This is a genomic window from Streptomyces sp. WAC07094, assembly GCF_036320405.1.
In the GTDB taxonomy this organism is placed as follows: domain Bacteria; phylum Actinomycetota; class Actinomycetes; order Streptomycetales; family Streptomycetaceae; genus Streptomyces; species Streptomyces lannensis.
This window is the reverse complement of the sequence record NZ_JAVMJZ010000001.1, coordinates 2074662-2097482: the sequence shown is the minus strand read 5'-3', so window position 1 is coordinate 2097482 and position 22821 is coordinate 2074662. Positions and strand designations below refer to the sequence as shown.

At 70.7% G+C, this 22821-nt stretch carries 21 protein-coding genes; 8 read left to right on the top strand and 13 right to left on the bottom strand.

The features are described 5' to 3' along the window. Positions 1-83: 83 nt before the first annotated feature. Entirely contained in the window at positions 84-2192 is a 2109-nt protein-coding gene (gene glgX, locus RCR19_RS09175; protein WP_331264692.1) for a glycogen debranching protein GlgX, read from the bottom strand. A gap of 206 nt (positions 2193-2398) precedes the next feature. Here glgX and RCR19_RS09170 point away from each other — a divergent pair, with 206 nt between their 5' ends. From RCR19_RS09170 to RCR19_RS09155, 4 genes are all read left to right on the top strand, one after another. Further along, positions 2399-3202 carry a Tat pathway signal sequence domain protein gene (locus tag RCR19_RS09170; RefSeq protein WP_331264691.1) on the top strand — a complete coding sequence of 268 codons (804 nt, stop codon included), beginning with the start codon at positions 2399-2401 and terminating at the stop codon, positions 3200-3202. A gap of 106 nt (positions 3203-3308) precedes the next feature. After that, entirely contained in the window at positions 3309-4625 is a 1317-nt protein-coding gene (locus tag RCR19_RS09165) for a copper amine oxidase (protein ID WP_331264690.1), read from the top strand. Between the two features lie 115 nt (positions 4626-4740). Then, entirely contained in the window at positions 4741-5979 is a 1239-nt protein-coding gene (locus tag RCR19_RS09160; RefSeq protein WP_059129603.1) for an SAV2148 family HEPN domain-containing protein, read from the top strand. Between the two features lie 94 nt (positions 5980-6073). Next, entirely contained in the window at positions 6074-6796 is a 723-nt protein-coding gene (locus RCR19_RS09155) for a 3'-5' exonuclease (protein WP_059129602.1), read from the top strand. A gap of 12 nt (positions 6797-6808) precedes the next feature. Here the strand turns inward: RCR19_RS09155 and RCR19_RS09150 are convergent, their stop codons facing one another. Together RCR19_RS09150 and RCR19_RS09145 are read right to left on the bottom strand one after the other, a co-directional pair. Further along, the gene (locus RCR19_RS09150) at positions 6809-7672 is read right to left on the bottom strand and encodes an aminoglycoside phosphotransferase family protein (RefSeq protein WP_331264689.1); all 864 of its coding nucleotides are present in this window, start codon (positions 7670-7672) and stop codon (positions 6809-6811) included. A gap of 215 nt (positions 7673-7887) precedes the next feature. Continuing rightward, a complete protein-coding gene (locus RCR19_RS09145) occupies positions 7888-10164 on the bottom strand; it encodes an MMPL family transporter (RefSeq protein ID WP_331264688.1) in 2277 nt (758 codons plus the stop codon). Positions 10165-10418: 254 nt separating this feature from the next. Between RCR19_RS09145 and RCR19_RS09140 the strand changes: the two genes are divergently transcribed. The 4 genes from RCR19_RS09140 to RCR19_RS09125 all read left to right on the top strand — a co-directional run bounded on the left by RCR19_RS09140 (position 10419) and on the right by RCR19_RS09125 (position 13435). After that, the gene (locus RCR19_RS09140; RefSeq protein WP_331264687.1) at positions 10419-10973 is read left to right on the top strand and encodes a DUF1697 domain-containing protein; all 555 of its coding nucleotides are present in this window, start codon (positions 10419-10421) and stop codon (positions 10971-10973) included. Between the two features lie 115 nt (positions 10974-11088). Continuing rightward, positions 11089-12144, top strand: a complete 1056-nt coding sequence (locus tag RCR19_RS09135) for a 2-dehydropantoate 2-reductase N-terminal domain-containing protein (protein ID WP_331264686.1) — start codon at positions 11089-11091, stop codon at positions 12142-12144. Positions 12145-12153: 9 nt separating this feature from the next. Next, on the top strand, positions 12154-12762 hold the full coding sequence (locus tag RCR19_RS09130; protein ID WP_331264685.1) for a TIGR03086 family metal-binding protein: 609 nt from the start codon (positions 12154-12156) through the stop codon (positions 12760-12762). A gap of 55 nt (positions 12763-12817) precedes the next feature. Then, a complete protein-coding gene (locus RCR19_RS09125; RefSeq protein WP_331264684.1) occupies positions 12818-13435 on the top strand; it encodes a DsbA family protein in 618 nt (205 codons plus the stop codon). Positions 13436-13495: 60 nt separating this feature from the next. Here the strand turns inward: RCR19_RS09125 and RCR19_RS09120 are convergent, their stop codons facing one another. From RCR19_RS09120 to RCR19_RS09075, 10 genes are all read right to left on the bottom strand, one after another. Further along, entirely contained in the window at positions 13496-14233 is a 738-nt protein-coding gene (locus RCR19_RS09120; RefSeq protein WP_331264683.1) for a sirohydrochlorin chelatase, read from the bottom strand. 6 nt (positions 14234-14239) lie between these two features. After that, positions 14240-15151: an ABC transporter permease subunit gene (locus RCR19_RS09115; protein WP_331264682.1), complete on the bottom strand. Its 912-nt coding sequence runs from the start codon at positions 15149-15151 to the stop codon at positions 14240-14242. After that, a complete protein-coding gene (locus RCR19_RS09110; protein ID WP_331264681.1) occupies positions 15138-15926 on the bottom strand; it encodes an ABC transporter ATP-binding protein in 789 nt (262 codons plus the stop codon). Before RCR19_RS09110 ends, RCR19_RS09115 begins: the two co-directional genes overlap by 14 nt. Positions 15927-15963: 37 nt before the next feature. Next, the gene (locus RCR19_RS09105; protein WP_331264680.1) at positions 15964-17112 is read right to left on the bottom strand and encodes an aliphatic sulfonate ABC transporter substrate-binding protein; all 1149 of its coding nucleotides are present in this window, start codon (positions 17110-17112) and stop codon (positions 15964-15966) included. Positions 17113-17329: 217 nt separating this feature from the next. Next, positions 17330-18658, bottom strand: a complete 1329-nt coding sequence (locus RCR19_RS09100; RefSeq protein ID WP_331264679.1) for a GTP-binding protein — start codon at positions 18656-18658, stop codon at positions 17330-17332. A gap of 2 nt (positions 18659-18660) precedes the next feature. After that, entirely contained in the window at positions 18661-19596 is a 936-nt protein-coding gene (gene cysD / locus RCR19_RS09095) for a sulfate adenylyltransferase subunit CysD (protein ID WP_331264678.1), read from the bottom strand. Further along, entirely contained in the window at positions 19593-20153 is a 561-nt protein-coding gene (cysC, locus tag RCR19_RS09090; RefSeq protein ID WP_331264677.1) for an adenylyl-sulfate kinase, read from the bottom strand. Before cysC ends, cysD begins: the two co-directional genes overlap by 4 nt. A 2-nt stretch (positions 20154-20155) precedes the next feature. Further along, on the bottom strand, positions 20156-20866 hold the full coding sequence (locus tag RCR19_RS09085; RefSeq protein WP_331264676.1) for a phosphoadenylyl-sulfate reductase: 711 nt from the start codon (positions 20864-20866) through the stop codon (positions 20156-20158). Next, on the bottom strand, positions 20863-21042 hold the full coding sequence (locus tag RCR19_RS09080; RefSeq protein ID WP_059129589.1) for a hypothetical protein: 180 nt from the start codon (positions 21040-21042) through the stop codon (positions 20863-20865). Before RCR19_RS09080 ends, RCR19_RS09085 begins: the two co-directional genes overlap by 4 nt. Beyond that, on the bottom strand, positions 21039-22730 hold the full coding sequence (locus RCR19_RS09075; protein ID WP_331264675.1) for a nitrite/sulfite reductase: 1692 nt from the start codon (positions 22728-22730) through the stop codon (positions 21039-21041). The genes RCR19_RS09080 and RCR19_RS09075 overlap by 4 nt, the downstream gene beginning before the upstream one ends. Positions 22731-22821: the final 91 nt, after the last annotated feature.

Genomic DNA, 22821 nt, shown 5'->3' with positions numbered 1-22821 from the left:
AGCGTGGCGCTCGTGACGGCCGTCCTGCCGGACCTCGGCGGCCGGCGGCCTCGTCCACCCGCGTGGACGAGGCCGCCGATGCCCTAGGCGGGCCGTTGGAGCACCGTCAGGCTCCGGTCCGTCAGCGTCAGCCGTCCGCCGGCCTCGAGCTTCGCACCGGTGCCCGTCGTCACCCCTTGCGGGACCGAGGTGTCGACGACCACCTGCCACTGGCGCCCGTGGTCGACCGGGACCACGAATTCCAGCGGTTTCGGTGAGGCGTTGAACATCAGCAGGAACGAGTCGTCGGCGATCCGCTCCCCGCGCGGGCCGGGCTCGGAGATGGCGTTGCCGTTGAGGAACACCGTCAGCGCGCCCGCCTGCGACGACGTCCAGTCCCGCTGTGTCATCTCCTCGCCCTGAGGGGTGAACCAGGCGATGTCGGACAGCTCGTCGTGCGTGCCCTGCACCGGACGTCCGTGGAAGAAGCGGCGCCTGCGGAAGACCGGGTGGTCGCGGCGCAGCCACACCATCGCACGCGTGAACTCCAGCAGCTCGCTGTCCTCCTCGGGCCACTGCACCCAGGACAGCTCGTTGTCCTGGCAGTAGGCGTTGTTGTTGCCACGCTGGCTCCGGGCGAACTCGTCGCCGTGGCTGAGCATCGGCACACCCTGGGAGAGCATGAGCGTGGCGACGAAGTTCCGCATCTGCCGTGCCCTCAGGTCCAGCACCGCCCGGTCGTCGGTGTCCCCCTCCGCCCCGCTGTTCCAGGACCGGTTGTAGCTCTCCCCGTCCCGGTTGTCCTCGCCGTTGTCCTCGTTGTGCTTGTCGTTGTACGAGACGAGGTCGTGCAGCGTGAAGCCGTCGTGGCAGGTCACGAAGTTGATGGAGGCGAGCGGGCGGCGGCCGTCGTCCTGGTAGAGGTCCGAGGAGCCGGTCAGCCGGGACGCGAACTCGGCGAGCGTGCGCGGCTCGCCCCGCCACAGGTCCCGGACGGTGTCGCGGTACTTTCCGTTCCACTCGGTCCACAGCGGCGGGAAGTTGCCCACCTGGTAGCCGCCCTCGCCGACGTCCCACGGCTCGGCGATCAGCTTCACCTGGGAGACCACCGGGTCCTGCTGCACCAGGTCGAAGAACGACGACAGCCGGTCCACCTCGTGGAACTGGCGCGCCAGTGTCGCCGCCAGGTCGAAGCGGAAACCGTCCACATGCATGTCGGTGACCCAGTAGCGCAGCGAGTCCATGATCAGCTGAAGTACATGGGGCGAACGCATCAGCAGTGAGTTCCCGGTCCCCGTGGTGTCCATGTAGTACCGCGGGTCGTCGGTCAGCCGGTAGTACGAGGAGTTGTCCAGGCCCCTGAACGAGAGCGTCGGGCCGAGGTGGTTGCCCTCCGCCGTGTGGTTGTAGACGACGTCCAGGATGACCTCGATGCCCGCCTCGTGCAGCGCCCGGACGGCCGACTTGAACTCCAGCACCTGCTGGCCCCGGTCGCCCCAGGAGGCGTAGGTGTTGTGCGGGGCGAAGAAGCCGATCGTGTTGTAGCCCCAGTAGTTGTTCAGGCCCATGTCGACCAGGCGGTGGTCGTTGACGAACTGGTGTACGGGCATCAGTTCCAGTGCGGTGACGCCCAGTTCCGTCAGATGCTCGAGGATCGCCGGATGGGCGAGCGCCGCATAGGTGCCGCGCAGCTCGTCGGGCAGCGCGGGGTGGGACATCGTCAGGCCCTTCACATGGGCCTCGTAGATCACCGTGCGGTGGTACTCGGTGCGCGGCGGACGGTCGTCGCCCCAGTCGAAGTAGGGGTTGATCACGACGGACGTCATGGTGTGCGGCGCGGAGTCCAGGTCGTTGCGCTTGTCCGGCGACCCGAAGGGGTAGCCGTAGACCTCCTCGCCCCACTTCACCGCGCCGCTGATGGCGCGTGCGTACGGGTCGAGCAGCAGCTTCGCCGAGTTGCAGCGCAGCCCGCGGTCGGGTGCGTACGGGCCGTGCACCCGGAACCCGTACCGCTGCCCGGGCATCACACCCGGCAGATACGCGTGCCGTACGAACGCGTCGGTCTCCCGCAGTTCCACCGCCGTCTCCGAGCCGTCGTCGTGCAGCAGACACAGCTCGATCCGGTCGGCGGCCTCCGAATAGACCGCGAAGTTGGTTCCGGCGCCGTCATACGTGGCGCCGAGTGGATACGCCTCTCCAGGCCAGACCTGCATGGATACGACTCTCCCAGTTGTCCTGGCCCCAGCGGGGCGCCATGTCGCCGAGTCTCCACGAAAGTGGTGGAACCTCCTATGACTTCCGTCCCTCTTAACGGCCGACCAGTGCATACCCGGTATGCGCACCCACTTGCGCATCCGAGGCGTGCCGAACCGGTAAGGCTTGATCCGCTCCCGGGGAATCAGGGGGAGTAGGGGGAAATGTGCGCAGGACAGTGCGCAGGCATCTGGGCAAGGTGGTGGCGGGTGCGGCCGTCGCGGTGGCAGGGACCGCCGTGATGGTGGGCATCACGCTGCCGGGCTCGGTGTCGGCGGAGGAATCGGGCGGCAAGGACGGCGGACGGTCCGCCCGGGCGGTCGACGGGCCGGGCGGCACGCCGGCGCCCGGCGTCGTCCGGCAGGCACCCGCGGAAGGGAGCAGGGGCACCGGGAGCGACCCGCTGACCGACGACGAGGTCGAACGGGCCGAGCGTATCGCGCTCGGCCGGCCGCAGGCCCTCGCCGGTGAGAACGTGGCGGGTGGGAAGGGACCGCAGCGGCTCGGCGTCGGCCTCGCCGAACCGGACGCCGACCATACGGACGACCAGGACCCGCCCCGGCGCGCCGACGTGGTGTTCTACGACTACGGGGACGACGCCCTCGTCACGAGGACGATCGATCTGGACACCGGCAAGGTCGAGAGGACCGGGACCCAGCACGGCGTGCAGCCGCCCCTCGGCCGTGAGGAGAACGCCGAGGCGGCCGAACTGCTGATCGCGGACCCGCTCGGCGCGGGCCTGAGGGCCGATTTCAAGGACGCCACGGGCAAGGACCTCACCTCACCCGGCCAGCTGATGCTCACGGGCATCGTCTACCGGGCGACGCCGGGCGCCCAGCCCGGCGTCCTGGGCAAGTGCGGCGAGCACCGCTGTGTGCGGCTCCTCCCGAAGATCCCGAACGGCGCGTGGATCGACGGCCGTTCCTACGTGGTCGACCTGAGCGCCCGCAAGGTCGGCAGGCTCGGCTGAGCCGTACGCCGTCGCCCGCCCGGGAGGACATCTCCCCTCTTCTGCGGCGCGGTGTCCCGACCTTTCGCTCGTCCTTTCCCATCTGTGCAAGAGGAGTCACTTCGTCATGCGCGCGAACAGAATCAGTCGTGCCCGCAGGCAGGCCCTGACCGGCCTCGCGGCGGCCGGACTCGCCCTCGGCGGCACCGCGGCCGCACCGGCCTACGCGGAGCACAGGGCCGCGGCCCCGGCCGCCGCCGAGTGCAGCGCCGCGTACCGGATCGAGCAGAAGCTCTCCACCGGCACCACCTGGCGGATGTGCTGGCGCTACGACGGCAACGCCGGCCTCGTCCTTGAACACGTGTCCTACCGGCCCCCGGGTGAGAGCCGCCCGATCAAGGTTCTCAACAGTGCGCGGCTGGCCCAGATCGACGTCCCCTACGACGACGGCTCGGTCGAGTACAGCGATCTGACGGGCGCCGGCTTCGCGCAGGGCCTGTCCGCCATGGCGCCGGGCGAGTGCCCCGGCGGCACGATCAGGACCGTCAAGGTGCCGAACGCCTGGAATCCGCAGCACCCGAACGTCGACGGCCTGTGCACCACGACCCGTTCGCGCGGCCACGCCTACCGCATGCAGAGCGACACGGGAAACAAGGTCTACCAGGCCCAGGGCAAGGATCTGCTGGTCTACACCGTCAACAAGGTCGGCTGGTACGAGTACATCACCGAGTGGCGCTTCCAGGACGACGGCACGGTGAACATGAACGTCGGCGCCACGGGCAGCCTCTCGCCCTTCGACTACGACGCGGGCGACGGCCGCGGCTGGCCGATCGGCAAGGGCGCCAGGGCGTACGCCACGAGCCACAGTCACAACGTCTTCTGGCGGCTCGACTTCGGTCTCGACGGCTCGTCGAAGGACAAGGTGGAGCAGTACGACTCCGTGGTCAGTCCGCCGGCGAGGGGTGCCCAGGCGCCGAGCAACAGGACCACCCGCACGAAGGTCACCAAGGAACTGGCGGGCGACGCGAAGAACATGCGCTGGTGGCGGGTCGTCAGCGCCACGGGCAGGAACAAGGACGGCCACGCGCGCTCGTACGAGATCGTTCCGGGACCCAGCACCAAGTATCCGGGCCACGGCTTCACCAAGCACGACATCTACTTCACCGAGTACAAGGCGTGCGAACGGTTCGCCAGCGACAATCTCGGCAACTGCGGTACCGGAGCCGGTAAATCCGTCGACCGCTGGGTCAACGGGCGGACGCTCACTCACCCCGTGGTGTGGGTGAACATCGGCTTCCACCACATAGCGCGCGACGAGGACCAGCAGCCCATGCCGGTCCACTGGCAGGGCCTCTCCATTGCTCCGCGCGACGTCACAGCTATGAACCCGCTCACGCCGGCCGCCCTGGCGGACCAGAACGGGCGTGTGGAAAACGGTAGTTGAGAAACGACCCTGTGCATCCGGCTGCACCGCGCAGCGCTCCCGGAGTACTCTTCCTTGATCGTTGGCTGGGGCCTGGCCCCTGGGGAGGCTCGGGGGAGCGGAAGGCGGTGCGCGGGTGGGCTCGGGAGGGCTGGAGCTTCCCCCTGGTGACGACGGTCACGAGGGGAACTCCACGGATGTCCCGCCCGGGGCGGTGTCCCTGGCACGGCCGATGGAAATGGGATCCATCGGGCCGGAACTGGACTGGAACGCCGACGCATGGCGCGAGGTACGCACCCGCGCCCAGCGTGCGGGGCGGGCCTACATCTGGCTGAACCTCGTCGAACAGCGGCTGCGCGCGGTCGTGGCCGCTGTTCTCCGCCCCATCTACGAACCCGTCCACGGGGACGACTGGGTGGTCGCCGCGGCCGGGCCGGCCGGCCAGGAGTGGGTGCAGCGGGCCGTCGCGGTGCGCGAGGTCAGCCGCCGCAAGGGCTATCTGCTGGACCCCGCCGACGACAACGTGCTCAGCTTCCTGACGCTTCCCCAACTGCGTGAGCTGATGGTGCAGCACTGGCCGTGCTTCGAGCCGTACATAGACGAGCGCCGGGACGTCGAACTCGCGCTGGACGAGCTGGAAGTGACCCGGAACGTGGTCTCCCGCAACCGGGCACTGTCGGAGGCGGTGCTCGCCCAGGCCGAGCGTGCCTCCGCGCGGCTGCTCGAGATCCTCGGCGCGGGCGGCGACGTGCCCTCCGCGCGGCGCCTGCCCGTCGACGCGGTCGAGGACCTGGTGGGCGACCGGTACGCGGACCTGGTCGCCGTCCACCCCGACCGGGTGCGGCTGATGCGCCAATTCCCCGCCGAGGACATCTTCGGCGGCGCCCGCCGCCTGGACGCCATCGGCATCGGCCTCAATCTGCTGGTGCAGAACTTCTCCGGCCGCCGGCTGGTACGGCTCGCCGAGTCGGGCTGCCGTGTGCGGCTGCTCTTCCTCAACCCCGCGTCAAGCGCCGTCAAGCGGCGTGAGCGGGAGCTGGGCATCAGAAAGGGTGAGCTCAGCCGCGCCGTCGAGATGAACATCCTGCACATGCGCCGGGTGCGCTCGAAGCTGCACGACCCGGACGCCTTCGAGATCCAGGTCTTCGACGAGACCCCCCGCTTCACGGCGTACCTGGTGGACGGGGACGGCGCGGACGGGATCGCGGTCGTGCAGTCCTATCTGCGGCGCACCCGCGGCATGGAGGCTCCCGTGCTCGTGCTGCGCAACGGCAACCGGGTCGTCAGGTCGGACCAGGCGGAGGAGGGCGGCCTGTTCCCGACCTACCGCGAGGAGTTCGAGCTGGCTTGGGCGGATTCGCGCCCCGTGTCGTGAACGGTCCCGTGCGGAAGGCGGTCCTGGGATTGTCAGTGGCGCGTGGGAGGGTGGAGACCACTGGGGGAAAGCACCACCGAGAAGGGGGGCCGCCATGGCCTGGCACCGAGAGCTGCTGATCGGCTTCGACCTGGAGACCACCGGCACCGACCCGTACGAGGCGCGCATCGTCACGGGCGCGGTGATCGAGGTCCGGGACGGGCAGCCGCTGGGACGCCGGGACTGGCTGGCGGACCCGGGCGTGGAGATCCCGGCGGACGCGGTGGCGGTGCATGGGATCAGCACGGAGCGTGCGGCCGCCGAGGGCCGACCGGCGGACCAGGTCGCCGACGCCATCGCGGACGTCCTGGTGACCTATTGGAAGACGGGCGTCCCGGTCGTCGCCTACAACGCGGCCTTCGACCTGACCCTGCTCTCCGCCGAGTTGCGGCGGCACGGGCTGCCCTCCCTGCGCGACCGTCTGGGCGGCGCGGAACCGGGACCCGTGATCGACCCGTACACCATCGACCGGTGGGCCGACCGCTATCGCCGCGGCAAGCGCAACCTCGAAGCGGTCTGCACGGAGTACGGCGTCGCGCTGGACGCGGCGCACAATGCCGCGGCGGACGCCCTGGCCGCCGCCCGGCTCGCGGGGGCGATAGCCGGCCGCCACCCCAAGGTCGCGGCATTCGGACCGGCGGAGCTGCACCGCCGGCAGATCGAGTGGTACGCGGCCTGGGCGGCGGACTTCCAGGACTTCCTGCGCGGCAAGGGCGACACGGAGGCTGTGGTGGACGGCACCTGGCCGCTGCGGGAGGCCGCAGGTCAGCGGGCCTGACCGGGGCCGGCCTCAGAAGGCGTGCCAGCGGACCGTCTCGTCCCCGTTCCGCAGTGAGGCCACCCTCCGCCGGAACTCGGCGAGCGCCGCGGGGTTGCTCGGCGCATGCTGGGCGACCCAGGCGCAACTGGCGGTTTCACGTGCCCCGCGGAGCACGGAGCATCCCGCCCACGTGCGCACATCCCAGCCGTACGTCTTCGTGAAGGAGTCATAGGCCTCGGCAGGCAGCCCATAGCGGTCCCGGGAGAGAGCCATGACCACCAGGTCGTGCTCGCGCAGGTCGGCCGAGAAGGTCTCCAGATCGACCAGGACCGGACCGTCCGGCCCGATGTGCACATTGCGGGGCAGCGCGTCGCCGTGGATCGGGCCGGGCACCAGATGCGGCGTCAGCGCGGCGGCGGCCGCCGCGAAGCCGTCCCGGCGCTCGCGCAGATACGCCGCGTCCGCCGGGTCGACGGCGTCGCCCGCCAGCCGCAGCCAGCGCTCCACACCGCCCAGCAGTTCACGCTGCGGCAGCGGGAAGGAGGGGGCGGGGAGCGCGTGCACGATCCGCAGCAGTTCGGCCAGATCGCGTGCCTCCGCCGGACGTACGGGATCGGGCAGCCGGTGCCACACGGTCACCGGGTGGCCGTCCACCAGCAGCGCCTCGGGTTCGGCGGCACGCACCGCGGGGACCCCCTCCGCGGCGAGCCAGAGGGCGATGTCCAGTTCCCGCCGTGCGCGGTCGAGGAGTTCGGCGTCGCGGCCCACCTTCACCACGAGATCACCCGCGGCGAACACCGCGTTCTCACCCAGGGCGAGGAGCCGCGCGTCCGTCGCCCGGTCCGGCAGTACGGCCGCAGCGGCCAGTACCCCGCGCGCCCTTGCCTCGTCCATCGCCGCCTCCGTGTCCCGTCGTCGTACCGATCACCGATGGCGCCTGCTGCCCGCCACCGTCGGCCAGTGTCGCATTCGCACTGGTCGGACCCTGTGCCCGGGCGGGCGGTGGCACCGGCGGACGCGCCGGCCGGGAAGGGGCGGTGCCCGGTCGCGGCACGGCGGCGTGGCCGGGGTGTCCCACCCCGGCCACCCGCACCGGCATCCGCGGACCGTCAGACCCCGACCTTCTCGCCCTCCACGGCCGGCGGCGGGGGAGGGGACACCGCCGGGGACGACTCGTCGTGGCTGAGGTCCGGCAGCCGGTGCAGCCACCTCGGCAGATACCAGTTGCGCTCGCCGAGCAGGGCCATCACCGAGGGGAGGAGCACGCCCCGGATGATCGTCGCGTCGATGAGCACCGCGGCGGCCAGGCCGACGCCCATCTGCTTCATGGACTGCATGGACAGCGTGCCGAAGATCGCGAAGACGGCGACCATGATGACCGCCGCACTGGTCACGACCCCCGCCGTGGTCACCACACCGTGCGTGATCGCCTCCTTGGTCGTCCGGCCCCGCAGGCGCGCCTCACGGATCCGGGAGACCACGAACACGTGGTAGTCCATCGACAGTCCGAACAGGATGACGAACAGGAACAGCGGCAGCCAGGTGATGATGGCGCCCACACCCTCGGCACCCACCAGCGACGCCCCCCAGCCGTGCTGGAAGACGGCGACCAGGATTCCGTAGGCCGCGCCCACGGACAGCAGGTTGAGCGCGATCGACGTGATCGCGATCGTCAGGGAGCGGAACGACACGAGCATCAGCAGGAAGGCGAAGACCACGACGAACGCGAAGACCGGAACCACCGAGCCGACGAGCTGGTCGTTGAAGTCCGCAGAGCCGGCGACCTGACCGGTGATCGGCGCCTGCACTCCCTCGATCTTGCTGAGCGTGTCCGGACGTACCCGGTCACGCAACAGGTCCAGGCTCCTGCCCGCCTTGTCCAGATCGGATCCGCCGACCAGCGGGACGGAGATCAGGGCCACGTTCTGGGCACCGTGCAGCCTGATGTCGATCGGACCCCGGGAGGCCCCCGAACTGATGGCCTCCGCACGGAAGTCGGCCAGCGCGGACCGCACCTGGGCGGAGTTGATGTCGTCGGCCTTGACGACGACCTCGGCAGGCTCGGAACCGCCGGGGAAGGCCTCGTTGACCCGGTTGTAGGTGGCGACGATGGGCAGCCGGTCGCCGAACTCCTGGTCGAGCGTCAGGTTCTGGGTCTTCATGCCGAGGGCGGGCGCCGTGATCGCCAGCAGTGCTCCGGCCGCGACGACCAGGGAGATGGCGGGCCGGGCGAGCACGACCTCGAGCACGGCCGCCCACAGCCGGCTCCCCTCCTCCTCGGACCGGCCGCGCCGGGCGCTGCGCGCTCGGCGCTTCTCGGGGTGCAGGAACGGGATACGGCCCGTCTCGACCCGCCGGCCGAGAAGGGACAGCAGCGCGGGCAGCACCGTCACCGAACCGACCATGGCGACAGCCACGACCATCAGCGAGGCGAGCCCCATCGCCTCGAACGTGGCGATGCCGGTGAACAGCATGCCCGCCATGGCGACGCACACCGTGACACCGGAGACGATGATGGCGCGTCCGCTGGTCGCGGCGGCGATCTGGAGGGCGGTGGCAGGATCACGGCCGGCCGCCCGCTCCTCGCGCTCACGCCGCAGGTAGAACAGGCAGTAGTCGACGCCGACGGCCAGACCCACCAGCAGCATCACGGAGTTGGCGGTGTCGTTCATCGGCTGCAGATGGCTGACGATGCCCATCAGGCCCATCGTCGCGACGATCGCGGTGATCGCCAGCGCCACCGGCAGCAGCGCCGCGACGACGGCGCCGAAGGCGATCAGCAGGATGCCGAGTGCCACCGGCACGGCGGAGTACTCGGCCTGCGCGAAGTCGTCGCCGAAGGCGTCGGAGAACGTCTTCTGCATGCTGGCGCCGCCGATCTCCTCGACGCGCAGCTCCGTGTGGTCCTTCTGGACCCTTGCCACGGCCTCGAGCACCGGCTCGACCCGGTCGCCCGCGGTGTCGGCGGCACCTCGCATGTCGAACCGCACGAGCGCGCTGCGGCCGTCCTTCGAGATGGACTTCGTGTCGTACGGCGACATCACGTCCGTCACCCGGCCGGTCTTCTCGACGGCCCGTACGACCGCGGTGACGGTGGCGCGGAACCGGGGGTCCGTGGCTGTGATACCGCCGCCCTTGGCCTGGATCAGGACGGACTCGCCCGCCGGCTCCTCGATGCCGGCGTCCTCGATGATCGTGGCGGCGGTGTGCGTCTCGCCCGTGAGCTCGTCGCTGTCCTTGACGTCCACTCGGCCGGCCGCCGAGCCGATGGTCATGGCCAGGACGACGAACAGCAGCCAGATGCCGACGGCGGCCCATCGGTGCCGGGCGCTCCAGCCGCCGGCCCGGGCGGCGATGCCCCGTACCCGCGTAACTCCGGTTCCCATGACGGGCCTGTCCCCCCTCGGTGCGGGTGACGGCCCGCTGCCGTCACCGTTCGTTTCGAAGGTAGGCGCGGCATAAGAACGGCTCGTCGTGCTCCCCGACGAACCGGGATCGGTCCGGCTCATCCGCTCGGACACCCCCGGCTCACCACCAGGGAGGACCGCGACCCCTTACACGCAGTCAGGGTTCTCGGGGGTCGGGATCGGGGGCGCGGGCACCTCCGCGCGATCGCGTGCGCCCGGCCTATGGTGGTGCGATGACGACGATGTACGCGGCGCTGCTGCGCGGGATCAACGTGGGCGGCAGCAAGAAGCTGCCGATGGCCGAGCTGCGCACCGTCATGGAAGGGCTCGGTCACGACGGGGTCCGTGCCCATCTCCAGAGCGGCCAAGCGGTCTTCGCCGCCGGCCACGGTGACGAGGAATCCCTCGCGGCCGAACTCACGGACGCGATCGGGAAGCGCTTCGGATTTTCCGTGGACGTCATCGTGCGCGACCACGCCTATCTGAAGGCGGTCATGGAGGCCTGCCCGTTCCCGGCCGCGGAGTTGGAGGCCAAGCAGTTGCACATCACGTACTTCTCGGAGCCGGTGGAGGCGGCGCGCTTCGCGGAGATCGACCCGGCCGCCTACGACCCCGAGGAGTTCCGGCTCGGTGACAGGGCTCTGTACCTGTACGCGCCGGACGGACTCGGCCGCTCCAGGCTCGCGGGACACCTGGCCAGGCCCCGGCTGAACAAGGGGCTGATCGCCACCACACGGAACTGGAACACGGTCGTCAAACTGGTCGACCTCACCGCTGCCCCAGGGTGATCCGGTTCCCGGACGGGAGGCGGTGATAACGGTGGTCCCCGGGGCCCTGGCGCCGCCGCGGCCCGCACGGGCCCCCGAGGGCGGGGCCGTCCCCGCCTGTGCGAGGCTCGTCGGCATGCGCTACATCATCATCGGAGCCGGGGCTGTCGGCGGAACGATCGGGGCGCGGCTCGCGGAATCCGGGCACGAGGTGGTCCTGGTCGCCCGGGGCGCACACCGTGCCGCGATCGAGGCGGACGGGCTGCGCTTCCGCACCCCGGACGGCGAACAGGTCCACCGGCTCCCCGCCGTCGAAGGCCCGGGCGCGCTGGGGGAGTTGCGTACGGACGACGTACTGGTGCTGGCCGTCAAGACGCAGGACAGCGAGGCCGCGCTGGACACCTGGGGCGCGGCACCCGTGGCGGGCGGCGGCACGGCGGCCGAACGGCTGCCGGTGGTCTGCGCGCAGAACGGCGTCGAGAGCCAGCGGATCGCCCTGCGCCGCTTCCGCCGTGTGTACGGCGTCTGCGTCTGGCTGCCGTCGACCTTCGTGGAACCGGGGGTGGTCTCGGCGGCCGGTGCCCCGCTCACCGGCATCCTGCACCTGGGGCGCCACCCCCACGGCATCGACGACACCGCCCGCCGGATCGCGGCCGATCTGGAGAGCGCCCGCTTCGAGGCCCCGTTGGCAGCGGACGTGGCGCGCTGGCAGTACGCCAAGCTGCTGGGCAACCTCGCCAACGCCGTCGAGGCGGTGAGCGGTCCGATCGACGGACAGGAGGCGCGGCGGCTGTACGAACGGGTCCGCGCGGAGGGCGAGTCGGTGCTCGCGGCTGCCGGGATCCCGTACGCGAGCGTGCGGGAACAACAGCAGGCGCGCGGTGACAAGGTGCGTCAGGAACCGCTGGAGGGGGCCGCGCGGGGCGGCGGCTCCTCCTGGCAGTCCCTCACCCGTGGCACGGGCACGATCGAGGCCGACCACCTCAACGGCGAGATAGTCCTGCTGGGCCGGCTGCACGGCGTGCCGACCCCGCTGAACGAACTGCTGCAACGGCTCGCCACCACATTCGCGCGTGAACGGCGGCCGGCCGGGTCGCTGCCGCCGGCGGAGCTGGTACGACGCGCGGACGAGGCGGTGGCGGCGGCCGGGGGTGTCGCGTTTGTTCAAGAGGATCATGCGGCGCGTTCCTAGCGTGGAGGCATGAGCGATCCGTACAAGAACGTGCACCCCTACATGGTCGAATGCGCGGCCGAGGCCGCCCGTGTGGCCCGTGGGGTCCGGGCGGCGCAGCTGCCCGAGCCCACCCACTGCCCCGCCTGGGACGTCCGTGCCCTGGTGAACCACTGGGTCCTCTACACCTCCCACGGTCTGGAGCACCGCGCCCTGCGCAGCCCGCTCTCCGAGGAGCTGACCGCACGCGACTTCACCGCGGATCCGGGCTGGGCGCAGGCGTACGCCGACCGGCTCGACCGTGCCGTCGCCGCCTGGGACGACCCCGCCGTGTGGGAGGGCGAGATCGACCTCGGCATGGCGAAGATGGAGGCGGCCGGGCTGGCGGCGATGATCGTCAAGGAGATGGCGGTCCACGGCTGGGACGTCGCGACGGCCACCGGTCAGGAGTACCGGGTCTCGGAGGGCGCGGGCCGGCTGGTGCTGGACGTGGTCGAGACGCACGGCGACCTCTACCGCCGGTACGACGGCTTCGCGGCCCCGGTTGCCGTCGCCGACGACGCTCCCGTGTTCGAGCGTGCGCTGGCGGCGAGCGGACGGGATCCGAGGCAGCGGCCCCTGGGCAAAGTGGACCACTGAGAAATCGCCGAATTGGACCGAGATCCTGTACCACTTGGGGCCTAGTGTCGACGGCATGACGAACGACTCGCCTCCTCGTGTCGACTTCTGGTTCGACTCCGCCTGCCCCTTCGCCTGGATCACCTCCCGCTGGCTGCTGGAGGTCGAGCGCGAGCGGCCGCTCGACCTCCGCTTCCATGCGATGAGCCTCCACCTGCACAACCTCGGTAATGAGCTCCCGGCCTGGTACCGGGAGCTGGTCGACAAGTCGATCGGTCCGGTGCGCGTCGCCGTGGCAGCGTCCGAACGGTACGGCGAGAAGGTGCTCCGGGACCTTTACACGGCCTTCGGCACCCGGATCCACGAGGGCGGGGCGGAGGACTTCGACGCGGTGGTCACCGAGTCCCTCGCCGAACTCGGGCTCGCGGCCGAGCTCGCCGCGGCCGCGCACGACCCGGCATACGACGAGGCCGTGCGCCGAAGCCACGAGGCCGGAGCCGAGCCCGACTCGGGGGGTTATGTGGGGACGCCCACCCTGCATGTCGACGGTGCGGTGTGGTTCGGACCGGTCCTGCGCGCCGTTCCGCGAGGCGCGCGAGCGGCCGAACTCTTCGACAGCTTCCGGGTGCTGGCGGCGCACCCCGACTTCTTCGAGCTCAAGCGCACCAGGACCGGGGGACTGCGCTTCGGCTGAGCCGCCGGGCGCACGGCCGGCGGCGACCTGCGGCGGCACGGGCGCCCGGCAGACCCGGGCTCAGGCTCCGAGGGCCGTCACCATCGGCAGCCGTGCCTCGTCGTACCGCTCCAGCACCACCCTGGCCACCTCGCGTGCGGGGCCGAGCACCGCGGCCAGGACGTCCGCCTCGGCGGCGCCGCGGGCGATGCGGTCCGGCAGGAACCCGGGGGCCAGGACGTACGGGGCCACGGCCACCCGCGCACAGCCCGCCGCCCGCAGTTCGTGCACCGCGTCCTCGGTGCGCGGAAGGGATGCGGAGGCGAACGCAGGCCGCACGGCGCACCAACCGGTGTGCCGCCACTCCCGCGCGATTTCTGCGATCACTGCGATCGCCTCCGGGTCGGTGGATCCCGCCGAGGCCAGCACGACTCCGGTGCGGGACCTGTCGGCGGGCCGCAGTCCCGCCTCCCGCAGACGCCGTTCGAGGGCGCGCAGCAGCAGGGGGGAGGGCCCGAGCACGTCCGCCTGCCTGATCCGCAGCCGGGACGGCGCCTGGCTCAGGACCGCCGGGATGTCGGCCTTCGCGTGGAAGGCCCGGGTCAGCAGGAGGGGCAGCGCCACGACGTCTTGGACGCCCTCGGCCGCGAGGGACTCCAGCACCCCCTGAACGGACGGGACGTTGAAGTCCAGGAAGCCGGTCTCCACGCGCAAGCCGGGCCGCAGCGACCGTACCCGCCGCACGAGGGCGTGCACGGTCGCGGCGTGCCGCGGATCGCGGCTGCCGTGGGCGATGACGAGGAGAACCGGCTTGTGCATGGGAGATCAGCCCTTGACGAACAGGCCGCGGCTGCGCAGCACCCACCGCTCCAGCGGACTGAAGATCAGCAGGTCGATGGCGATACCGACGAACAGGATCAGAAGGACGGCCTCGAACACCATGGCCATGGAGCTGGCGTTGCGACCGTTCTCCAGCAGCGCGCCGAGGCCGATGCCCAGGTCGGGGGAGGAGGCGATGATCTCCGCGGCCATCAGCGAGCGCCAGGAGAAGGCCCAGCCCTGCTTCAGGCCGGCGAGATAGCCGGGGAGTGCGGCCGGCATGACGATGTGCCAGGTGCCCTTCAGGCCCGTCGCCCCCATGGTGCGGCCCGCCCGCAGGAACAGCGGCGGCACCTGATCGATGCCGGACACCAGGCCGTTGGCGATCGACGGGACGGCGCCGAGCAGGATCACCGCGTACATCATCGAGTTGTTCAGACCGAGCCAGATCACGGCCGGCGGCACCCAGGCCACCGACGGCAGCGACTGGAGTCCGGACAGGATCGGTCCGATCGCAGCGCGGACGACCTTGACGCGGGCCACCACAAGCCCCAGCGGGGTGCCGATCGCGAGGGCCAGCAGGAAGCCCAGCAGACCGCGCGAGACGCTGGTCCAGATGTAGCCGAGCAGCTTGCCCTGGAGCCAGGCGTCCTCGACCTCGCCCCACACATCACCGGGAGAGGGCAGCTTGGTCGGGTCGTCGACGACCTTGAAGGTGATCAGCGCCTGCCAGATCACCACGACGACGACGGCGGCCAGGACGGGCGGCAGGATCTTGCCGACGAAGGTCTGCCGGAACGTGGCGCGGCCCGTGGCCGAGGACTCCAGGGCGTCCAGCCCGGCCTCCAGACCGCTCAGTCCCGGAGCGTCCCCGGCGGTGGCCTTCGCCGTCGTGTCGGTGGTCTCAGTGCTGGCCATGACGGCGGATCTCCCCACGCAGTACTTCGGTGATCTCGAGGGACAACTCCGCCACCGGAGCGTCCTCGATACGGCGCGGCTGCGGTATCTCCACCCGCCACTCGCGCGCCACCCGGCCGGGCCGGGAGGAGAGCAGTACGACACGCTGCGCCAGCCGTACCGCCTCGCGCACGTTGTGCGTGACGAACAGCACGGACAGTCCGGTCTCCGCCCAGATGCGCGTCAGCTCGTCGTGCAGCACGTCGCGGGTGATGGCGTCGAGCGCCGCGAACGGCTCGTCCATCAGCAGCAGCTGGCTGTCCTGCGCCAGGGCACGGGCCATGGCGACCCGCTGACGCATGCCGCCGGACAGCTCGTGCACCCGCTTGCCGTACGAACCCTGGAGGCGGACGAGTTCGAGCAGCTCCTCGGTCCTGCCGCGCCGCTCGCTCTTGGGAACCCCCCTGAGCCTCAGCGCGAGTTCGATGTTCTTGCCCGCGGTGAGCCACGGGAACAGGGCGTGCTCCTGGAACATCAGGGCGGGGCGCCCGTCGGTCGTGATGCTGCCGGCGGTGGGCTTGTCCAGCCCCGCCACCAGGTTGAGCAGTGTGGACTTGCCGCAGCCCGAGGCGCCGAGGAGGGTGACGAACTCCCCCGGTGCCACGTCCAGGGTGATGTCGTCGAGGACGAGCTGCTGCCCGGCCGGCCCGGCGAAGGACTTGGAGACATGCTCGATACGGGCTGCGTGCTCCGTCGACGCGGCGCCTTCGGCGGCCTTGGCGAGGGCGGTTGCCATGGTCGTCACCTCCTGGGGACTCATCGGGATCTGTGGCTCACTCGACGCCGAGACCGGCGTCGTCGACCGTGCTCTCGCCCTCGGACTCGAGCACCTTGTTCAGCAGCGTCAGGTCGTAGATGCCCTTCAGCTTCGGCTCCTTCAGCAGACCCGCCCGGACCGCGTGCTGCGCCTCGGTGTCCAGGGTGGAGGCCAGGGGATCGTCGGTGATCCGGATGGACTTCCAGGCCGGGTCCAGGACGTCGGCGGGCAGGCCCTTGCCGGAGTCGGCCTCGAGCTGCTCGTTCGCCGCGGCCTTCGCCTCGTCCGGATGGGCGTTGATCCACTTGTCGGTCTCCACGGAGGCCCTCAGTACCGCCTCGACGGCGTTCGGATGGTCCTTCAGGAACTTCTGGGACACGACGATGTTCGTGATCACGAACTTCTTGTCCGGCCAGAGATCCGATTCGTCGAGCAGCACCTTGCCGCCCTCGGCGACCAGTTTGGAGGCGGTCGGCTCCGGCACCCAGGCGCCGTCGATCGAGCCGGACCTGAAGGCGTCCGGGGTGACCTTGTTGTCCATCCGGAGCACCGAGACGTCGCCCTTGCCGCTCTCGGCGTCGACCTTCCAGCCCCGGTCCGCGATCCAGTCGAGGAAGGCGACGTCCTGGGTGTTGCCCAGCTGAGGGGTGGCGATCTTCTTGCCCTTGACGCCCTTCAGGGACTTGATCCTCTTGGGGTCGACCACCAGCTTCACCCCGCCCGACGCCGAACCGCCGATGATGCGCAGACTCCTGCCGCCGGACTGGGTGTAGCCGTTGACCGCGGGGGAGGGACCGATCCAGCCGATGTCGATCGAGCCCGAGTTGAGGGCCTCGATCTCGGAGGGACCGGCGTTGAAGGTCTGGTACTCGGCTCGCGTCGCACCGAGCGACTTCTGGAAGAAACCCTTCCGGGCGCCGACGAGCGCCGTCGCGTGGGTCAGGTTGCCGAAGTACCCGATCTTCACGGAGCCGAGGCCGTCGACCTTCCCGGCACCGGCGGCGACCTGCTGCCCGGAGGAGTCGCTCACGGCCTCGGACCCGTAACCGCAGGCGGTCAGCGCGAGGAGCGGGACAACCGCGAGAGCGGTCGGAGCGCCGCGCGGGAGGCGGAGAGCGGCACCCCCGTTCCGGCGGAGCCGGGCGAGGAGGCGGATGGCAGGCACGGGAGGTTGTCCTCTCGTCGGCCCGGCGGTCACGGTTCGTCAGGCCGTGGCCGGGCGTTCGGCAGGGGGTCTTCGTCGCTTCCGGGGCGGCAGCGCCTTCCCGGTGCGCGTCAGGACGCACATCGCGCCACTCCGCCCTGCCCGCTGCCGAGGGCGCCGCTGCCGACGCGGCCGCCCTCCTTCGCGAACGTCGAGTAGAAGCAGGTGCTGGACATGGTCAGAAGTCCCACCCGTCGTCGGCGCCGTCCTGAACCGGCTCGGGCGCGGCGAACGACTCGCCGACCATGCCCGCGGTGAGCGTGGTGCCGTCGGCCGGGTCGATCAGGATGAACGAGCCGGTGCGGCGGGAGTCCGCGTACACGTCGGCCGGCAGCGGTTCCGCGGTGCGGATCTTCACACGGCCGATGTCGTTGGCGACGAGCTGTCCCGGATGCGGGTGCAGGGACAGGTCGTCGAGTGTCAGCCGGGACGGGATGTCCTTGACGATCGCCTTGACCGTGCGGGTGCCGTGCTTGATCAGCACCCGGTGCCCGACGGTCAGCGCCTCGTCGGCGACGTGGCAGACCGTGGCCTCGATGTCCTGTGTGGTCGCGGGCACGTCCTCGCTCGGCACGATCAGGTCGCCACGTGAGATGTCGATGTCGTCCTCCAGCAGGAGGGTCACCGACTGCGTGGTCCAGGCGACGTCGACCGGCCGGCCCAGCAGATCGATACCGGAGATCCTCGAGGTGCGGCCCGCGGGCAGCACGGTGACGGTCTCTCCGACGCGGAACGAACCGGCGGCGATCTGCCCGGCATAACCCCGGTAGTCGGGGTGCTCGGCGGTCTGCGGCCGGATCACGTACTGCACCGGGAGCCGGGCGTGGCAGTGGCTCAGATCGTGGCTGACGGGGACCGTCTCCAGGTGCTCCAGGACGGTCGGGCCGCCGTACCAGTCCATGTTCGAGGACGGCTCCACCACGTTGTCCCCGGCCAGCGCGGAGATCGGGATCGCGGTGACCTCGGGGACGCCCAGCTCGGATGCGTAGGCCGTGAACTCCTCGGCGATCGCGGCGAACACGGACTCCCGGTAGTCGACCAGGTCCATCTTGTTGACCGCGAGCGCCACATGGGGGACCCGGAGGAGCGCGGCGATGGCGGCGTGCCGCCGGGTCTGCTCGACGACCCCGTTGCGGGCGTCGACGAGGATCACCGTCAGCTCGGCGGTGGAGGCCCCCGTCACCATGTTGCGGGTGTACTGCACATGGCCGGGGGTGTCGGCCAGGATGAACCGGCGCCGGGGCGTGGCGAAGTAACGGTACGCCACGTCGATCGTGATCCCCTGCTCGCGCTCGGCCCGCAGGCCGTCGGTCAGCAGCGCGAGGTCCGGGGTGTCCTGGCCGCGGCTGCGCGAGGCGTGCTCCACGGCCTCCAGCTGGTCGGCGAGGACCGACTTGGAGTCGTGCAGCAGCCGGCCCACGAGCGTGGACTTGCCGTCGTCGACGGATCCGGCGGTGGCGAACCGCAGCAGGGTGGTGGCCGAGAGCTCCTCGGTCGTCGTGCTCATGGTTAGAAGTACCCCTCGCGCTTGCGGTCTTCCATCGCGGCCTCGGAGAGCTTGTCGTCGGCGCGGGTGGCGCCGCGCTCGGTCAGCCGGGACGCGGCGATCTCGGTGATGACGGCGTCCAGCGTGGTGGCATCGGAGTCGACGGCACCCGTGCAGGACATGTCACCCACGGTCCGGTACCGGACAAGGCGCTTCTCGACGGTCTCGCCGTCCTTGGGGCCGCCCCACTCGCCCGCCGTCAGCCACATGCCGGCCCGCCGGAACACCTCGCGCTCGTGGGCGAAGTAGATCTGCGGCAGTTCGATGCCCTCGCGGGCGATGTACTGCCAGACGTCGAGCTCGGTCCAGTTGGACAGCGGGAACACACGGACGTGCTCGCCCGGCGCGTGCCGCCCGTTGTACAGGTTCCACAGCTCCGGCCGCTGGCGGCGCGGGTCCCACTGGGAGAACTCGTCGCGCAGCGAGAACACCCGCTCCTTGGCGCGGGCCTTCTCCTCGTCGCGCCGTCCGCCGCCGAAGACCGCGTCGAACCGTTCCTTCTGGATCTTCTCGGTCAGCGGCAGCGTCTGGAGCGGGTTGCGGGTGCCGTCCGGGCGCTCCTTGAGGAGACCGCGATCGATGTAGTCCTGGACGGAGGCGACGTGCAGCCGCAGACCGTGCCGGGCCACCGTGCGGTCGCGGTACTCCAGGACCTCGGGGAAGTTGTGCCCGGTGTCCACGTGCAGCAGCGTGAAGGGGACCGCCGCGGGGGCGAACGCCTTCACCGCCAGGTGCAGCATGACGATGGAGTCCTTGCCACCGGAGAACAGGATCACCGGCCGCTCGAACTCCCCCGCCACCTCGCGGAAGATGTGCACCGCCTCCGACTCCAGCGCATCCAGGTGGCTCAGGGCGTACGGGCTGTCCGTGCCCTCCTCCGCCTTGGCGACCGTGGTCATGCCAGTCCCCTCTCGCTGAGCAGCGTGTACAACGCCGCCGCCGACTCCTGCACGGTCTGGTTCTGGGACTCGATCCGCAGATCGGGCGTCTCCGGCTCCTCGTACGGGTCGTCGACGCCCGTCAGCCCCCGGAGTTCGCCGGCGGCCTGCTTCGCGTACAGACCCTTCACATCGCGTACGGCGCACACCTCGACCGGAGTCGCCACGTGCACCTCGATGTACGGCGCCCCGCTCTCCTGGTGCCGCTTGCGCACGGCCTCACGGCTGTCCGCGTAGGGCGCGATCACCGGAACCAGCGTCTTGACGCCGTTGCGGGCGAGCAGATCGGCGAGGAAGCCGATGCGCTGCACGTTCGTGTGCCGGTCCGCACGGCTGAAGCCCAGGCCCGCCGAGATGAACTCGCGGATCTCGTCGCCGTCGAGGACCTCGACCCGGTGGCCCTCGGCGCGCAGCCGGCCGGCCAGCTCGTGGGCGATGGTGGTCTTGCCGGCGCTCGGCAGACCCGTGAGCCAGACGGTGGCCCCGGTCGTCACGTATGTCTCCTGAATGTCCGTCATGGTCAGCCGTGCAGCCCGCACTCGGTCTTGGAGCGGCCCGCCCAGCGCCCGGCCCGCGCGTCCTCGCCCGCGAGGACCCGGCGGGTGCAGGGAGCGCAGCCCACCGAGGCGTAGCCGTCCATCAGCAGCGGGTTGGTCAGGACCCCGTGCTCGGCGACATAGGCGTCCACGTCGTCCTGGGTCCAGCGGGCGATCGGCGAGATCTTGACCTTCTGCCGCTTCGCGTCCCAACCGACGACCGGCGTGTTCGCCCGGGTCGGGGACTCGTCGCGGCGCAGCCCGGTCGCCCAGGCGTCGTAGCCCGCCAGCCCCTCCTCCAGCGGCTGCACCTTGCGCAGCCTGCAGCACAGGTCGGGGTCGCGGTCGTGCAGTTTCGGGCCGTACTCGGCGTCCTGCTCGGCGACCGTCCGGCGCGGGGTGAGGGTGATGACGTTGACGTCCATCACCGCCTCGACCGCGTCACGGGTGCCGATGGTCTCCGGGAAGTGGTAGCCGGTGTCGAGGAACACGACGTCGACACCGGGCCTGACGCGCGAGGCGAGGTGGGCGACCACCGCGTCCTCCATCGAGGAGGTCACGCAGAAGCGGGGGCCGAAGGTGTCGGCCGCCCACCGGAGGATCTCCAGCGCCGAGGCGTCCTCCAGATCGCGGCCCGCCTTCTCGGCGAGCGCCTCGAGTTCTTCGGTGCTCCGCTCTGCCCGCGTTGTCGTCATGTCCCGTCCCCTCCCCGATCGGTCTGCACGAGCCCCCGGGCCAGGAGCCCCAGAAACTTCAGCTGGAAGGCGCGATTGCACGCCCCGCACTCCCACGCACCGTGGCCCTGCTCGCTGGGCCGCAGATCCTCGTCCCCGCAGTAGGGGCAGTAGAAGGGAGCCGCTCGTTCGCTCACGACAGAGCCTCCTCCGATGCACGGGCCGCCCAGGTCGCGAACCGCTCGCCCTCCTCGCGCTCCGCCTGGAACCGCTTCAGGACGCGCTCGACATAGTCCGCAAGCTCCTCCGAGGTGACCTTCAGGCCGCGCACCTTGCGGCCGAACCCGGCCTCCAGGCCGAGCGCGCCGCCCAAGTGCACCTGGAAGCCCTCGACCTGCTCGCCCTTGTCGTTCAGGACCAGTTGGCCCTTGAGGCCGATGTCCGCCACCTGGATGCGGGCGCAGGCGTTCGGGCAGCCGTTGATGTTGATGGTGATCGGCTCGTCGAAGTCCGGGATGCGGCGCTCCAGTTCGTCGATCAGCGCGGAGCCGCGCGCCTTGGTCTCGACGATGGCGAGCTTGCAGTACTCGATGCCGGTGCACGCCATGGTGCCGCGCCGGAAGGGAGAGGGATGCACGGTGAGGTCGAGCGCCTCCAGACCCTCGACGAGCGAGTCGATCCGGTTCTCCTCGACGTCCAGCACGATCATCTTCTGCTCGACCGTGGTGCGGAGCCTGCCGGAACCGTGCGCCTCGGCGAGTTCCGCGATCTTCGTCAGGGTGGCGCCGTCGACGCGGCCGACCCGCGGGGCGAAGCCGACGTAGAAGCGGCCGTCCTTCTGCCGGTGCACTCCGACGTGGTCGCGCCAGCGCTCGAGGGGCTGGGCGGGCGCCGGTCCGTCGATCAGCTTCCGCCGGAGGTACTCCTCCTCCAGCACCTCGCGGAACTTCTCCGCGCCCCAGTCGGCCACGAGGAACTTCAGCCGGGCGCGGGTGCGCAGCCGCCGGTAGCCGTAGTCACGGAAGATCGAGATGACGCCCTCGTAGACGTCCGGGACCTCGTCCAGCGGGACCCAGGCACCGAGGCGCTGCCCGATCTTCGGGTTGGTGGACAGACCGCCGCCGACCCACAGGTCGAAGCCCGGGCCGTGCTCGGGGTGGACGACGCCGACGAAGGCGACGTCGTTGATCTCGTGCGCCACGTCGAGCAGCGGCGATCCCGAGATCGCGGTCTTGAACTTGCGCGGCAGGTTCGAGAACGCCGGGTTGCCGATGACCCTGCGGTGGATCTCGTCGACTGCCGGGGTGCCGTCGATGATCTCGTCCTCGGCGATGCCGGCGACGGGCGAACCGAGGATGACGCGGGGGGTGTCGCCGCAGGCCTCGGTCGTCGACAGCCCGACGGCTTCCAGGCGGTTCCAGATCTCGGGCACGTCCTCGATCCGGATCCAGTGGTACTGGACGTTCTGCCGGTCGGTGATGTCGGCGGTGCCGCGCGCGAACTCCTGCGAGATCTCGCCGACGGTGCGCAGCTGGCGCGTGGTCAGGCGGCCGCCGTCGATGCGCACGCGCAGCATGAAGTAGGTGTCGTCCAGCTCCTCCGGCTCGAGGATCGCGGTCTTGCCGCCGTCGATCCCCGGCTTGCGCTGGGTGTACAGGCCCCACCAGCGCATTCGGCCGCGCAGGTCGTTGGGGTCGATGGAGTCGAAGCCCCGCTTGGAGTAGATCGTCTCAATACGTGTCCGTACGTTGAGACCGTCGTCGTCCTTCTTGAACTGCTCGTTGCCGTTGAGCGGGGTGAAGTGACCCACGGCCCACTGGCCCTCGCCACGGTGACGACTCACCTTGCGACGGGGCGTGGCGGGATTCTGCGGGGTGGCAGCCATGGTGGGTACGTCCTTCGGGACAGACGGAGGAGCGGCTCTGACCTGCGCATGCGGATACGCGACAAGCGCGCGCGTCGTTGCGCGAGGAGGG

What these genes read in the sequence shown, in the direction of transcription:
- glgX (WP_331264692.1), bottom strand. Translation starts at nt 2,192, where the DNA reads ATGCAGGTCTGGCCTGGAGAGGCGTATCCACTCGGCGCCACGTATGAC.
- RCR19_RS09165 (WP_331264690.1), top strand. Translation starts at nt 3,309, where the DNA reads ATGCGCGCGAACAGAATCAGTCGTGCCCGCAGGCAGGCCCTGACCGGC.
- RCR19_RS09155 (WP_059129602.1), top strand. Translation starts at nt 6,074, where the DNA reads ATGGCCTGGCACCGAGAGCTGCTGATCGGCTTCGACCTGGAGACCACC.
- RCR19_RS09150 (WP_331264689.1), bottom strand. Translation starts at nt 7,672, where the DNA reads ATGGACGAGGCAAGGGCGCGCGGGGTACTGGCCGCTGCGGCCGTACTG.
- RCR19_RS09145 (WP_331264688.1), bottom strand. Translation starts at nt 10,164, where the DNA reads ATGGGAACCGGAGTTACGCGGGTACGGGGCATCGCCGCCCGGGCCGGC.
- RCR19_RS09140 (WP_331264687.1), top strand. Translation starts at nt 10,419, where the DNA reads ATGACGACGATGTACGCGGCGCTGCTGCGCGGGATCAACGTGGGCGGC.
- RCR19_RS09135 (WP_331264686.1), top strand. Translation starts at nt 11,089, where the DNA reads ATGCGCTACATCATCATCGGAGCCGGGGCTGTCGGCGGAACGATCGGG.
- RCR19_RS09130 (WP_331264685.1), top strand. Translation starts at nt 12,154, where the DNA reads ATGAGCGATCCGTACAAGAACGTGCACCCCTACATGGTCGAATGCGCG.
- RCR19_RS09125 (WP_331264684.1), top strand. Translation starts at nt 12,818, where the DNA reads ATGACGAACGACTCGCCTCCTCGTGTCGACTTCTGGTTCGACTCCGCC.
- RCR19_RS09120 (WP_331264683.1), bottom strand. Translation starts at nt 14,233, where the DNA reads ATGCACAAGCCGGTTCTCCTCGTCATCGCCCACGGCAGCCGCGATCCG.
- RCR19_RS09115 (WP_331264682.1), bottom strand. Translation starts at nt 15,151, where the DNA reads ATGGCCAGCACTGAGACCACCGACACGACGGCGAAGGCCACCGCCGGG.
- RCR19_RS09110 (WP_331264681.1), bottom strand. Translation starts at nt 15,926, where the DNA reads ATGGCAACCGCCCTCGCCAAGGCCGCCGAAGGCGCCGCGTCGACGGAG.
- RCR19_RS09100 (WP_331264679.1), bottom strand. Translation starts at nt 18,658, where the DNA reads ATGAGCACGACGACCGAGGAGCTCTCGGCCACCACCCTGCTGCGGTTC.
- cysD (WP_331264678.1), bottom strand. Translation starts at nt 19,596, where the DNA reads ATGACCACGGTCGCCAAGGCGGAGGAGGGCACGGACAGCCCGTACGCC.
- cysC (WP_331264677.1), bottom strand. Translation starts at nt 20,153, where the DNA reads ATGACGGACATTCAGGAGACATACGTGACGACCGGGGCCACCGTCTGG.
- RCR19_RS09085 (WP_331264676.1), bottom strand. Translation starts at nt 20,866, where the DNA reads ATGACGACAACGCGGGCAGAGCGGAGCACCGAAGAACTCGAGGCGCTC.
- RCR19_RS09075 (WP_331264675.1), bottom strand. Translation starts at nt 22,730, where the DNA reads ATGGCTGCCACCCCGCAGAATCCCGCCACGCCCCGTCGCAAGGTGAGT.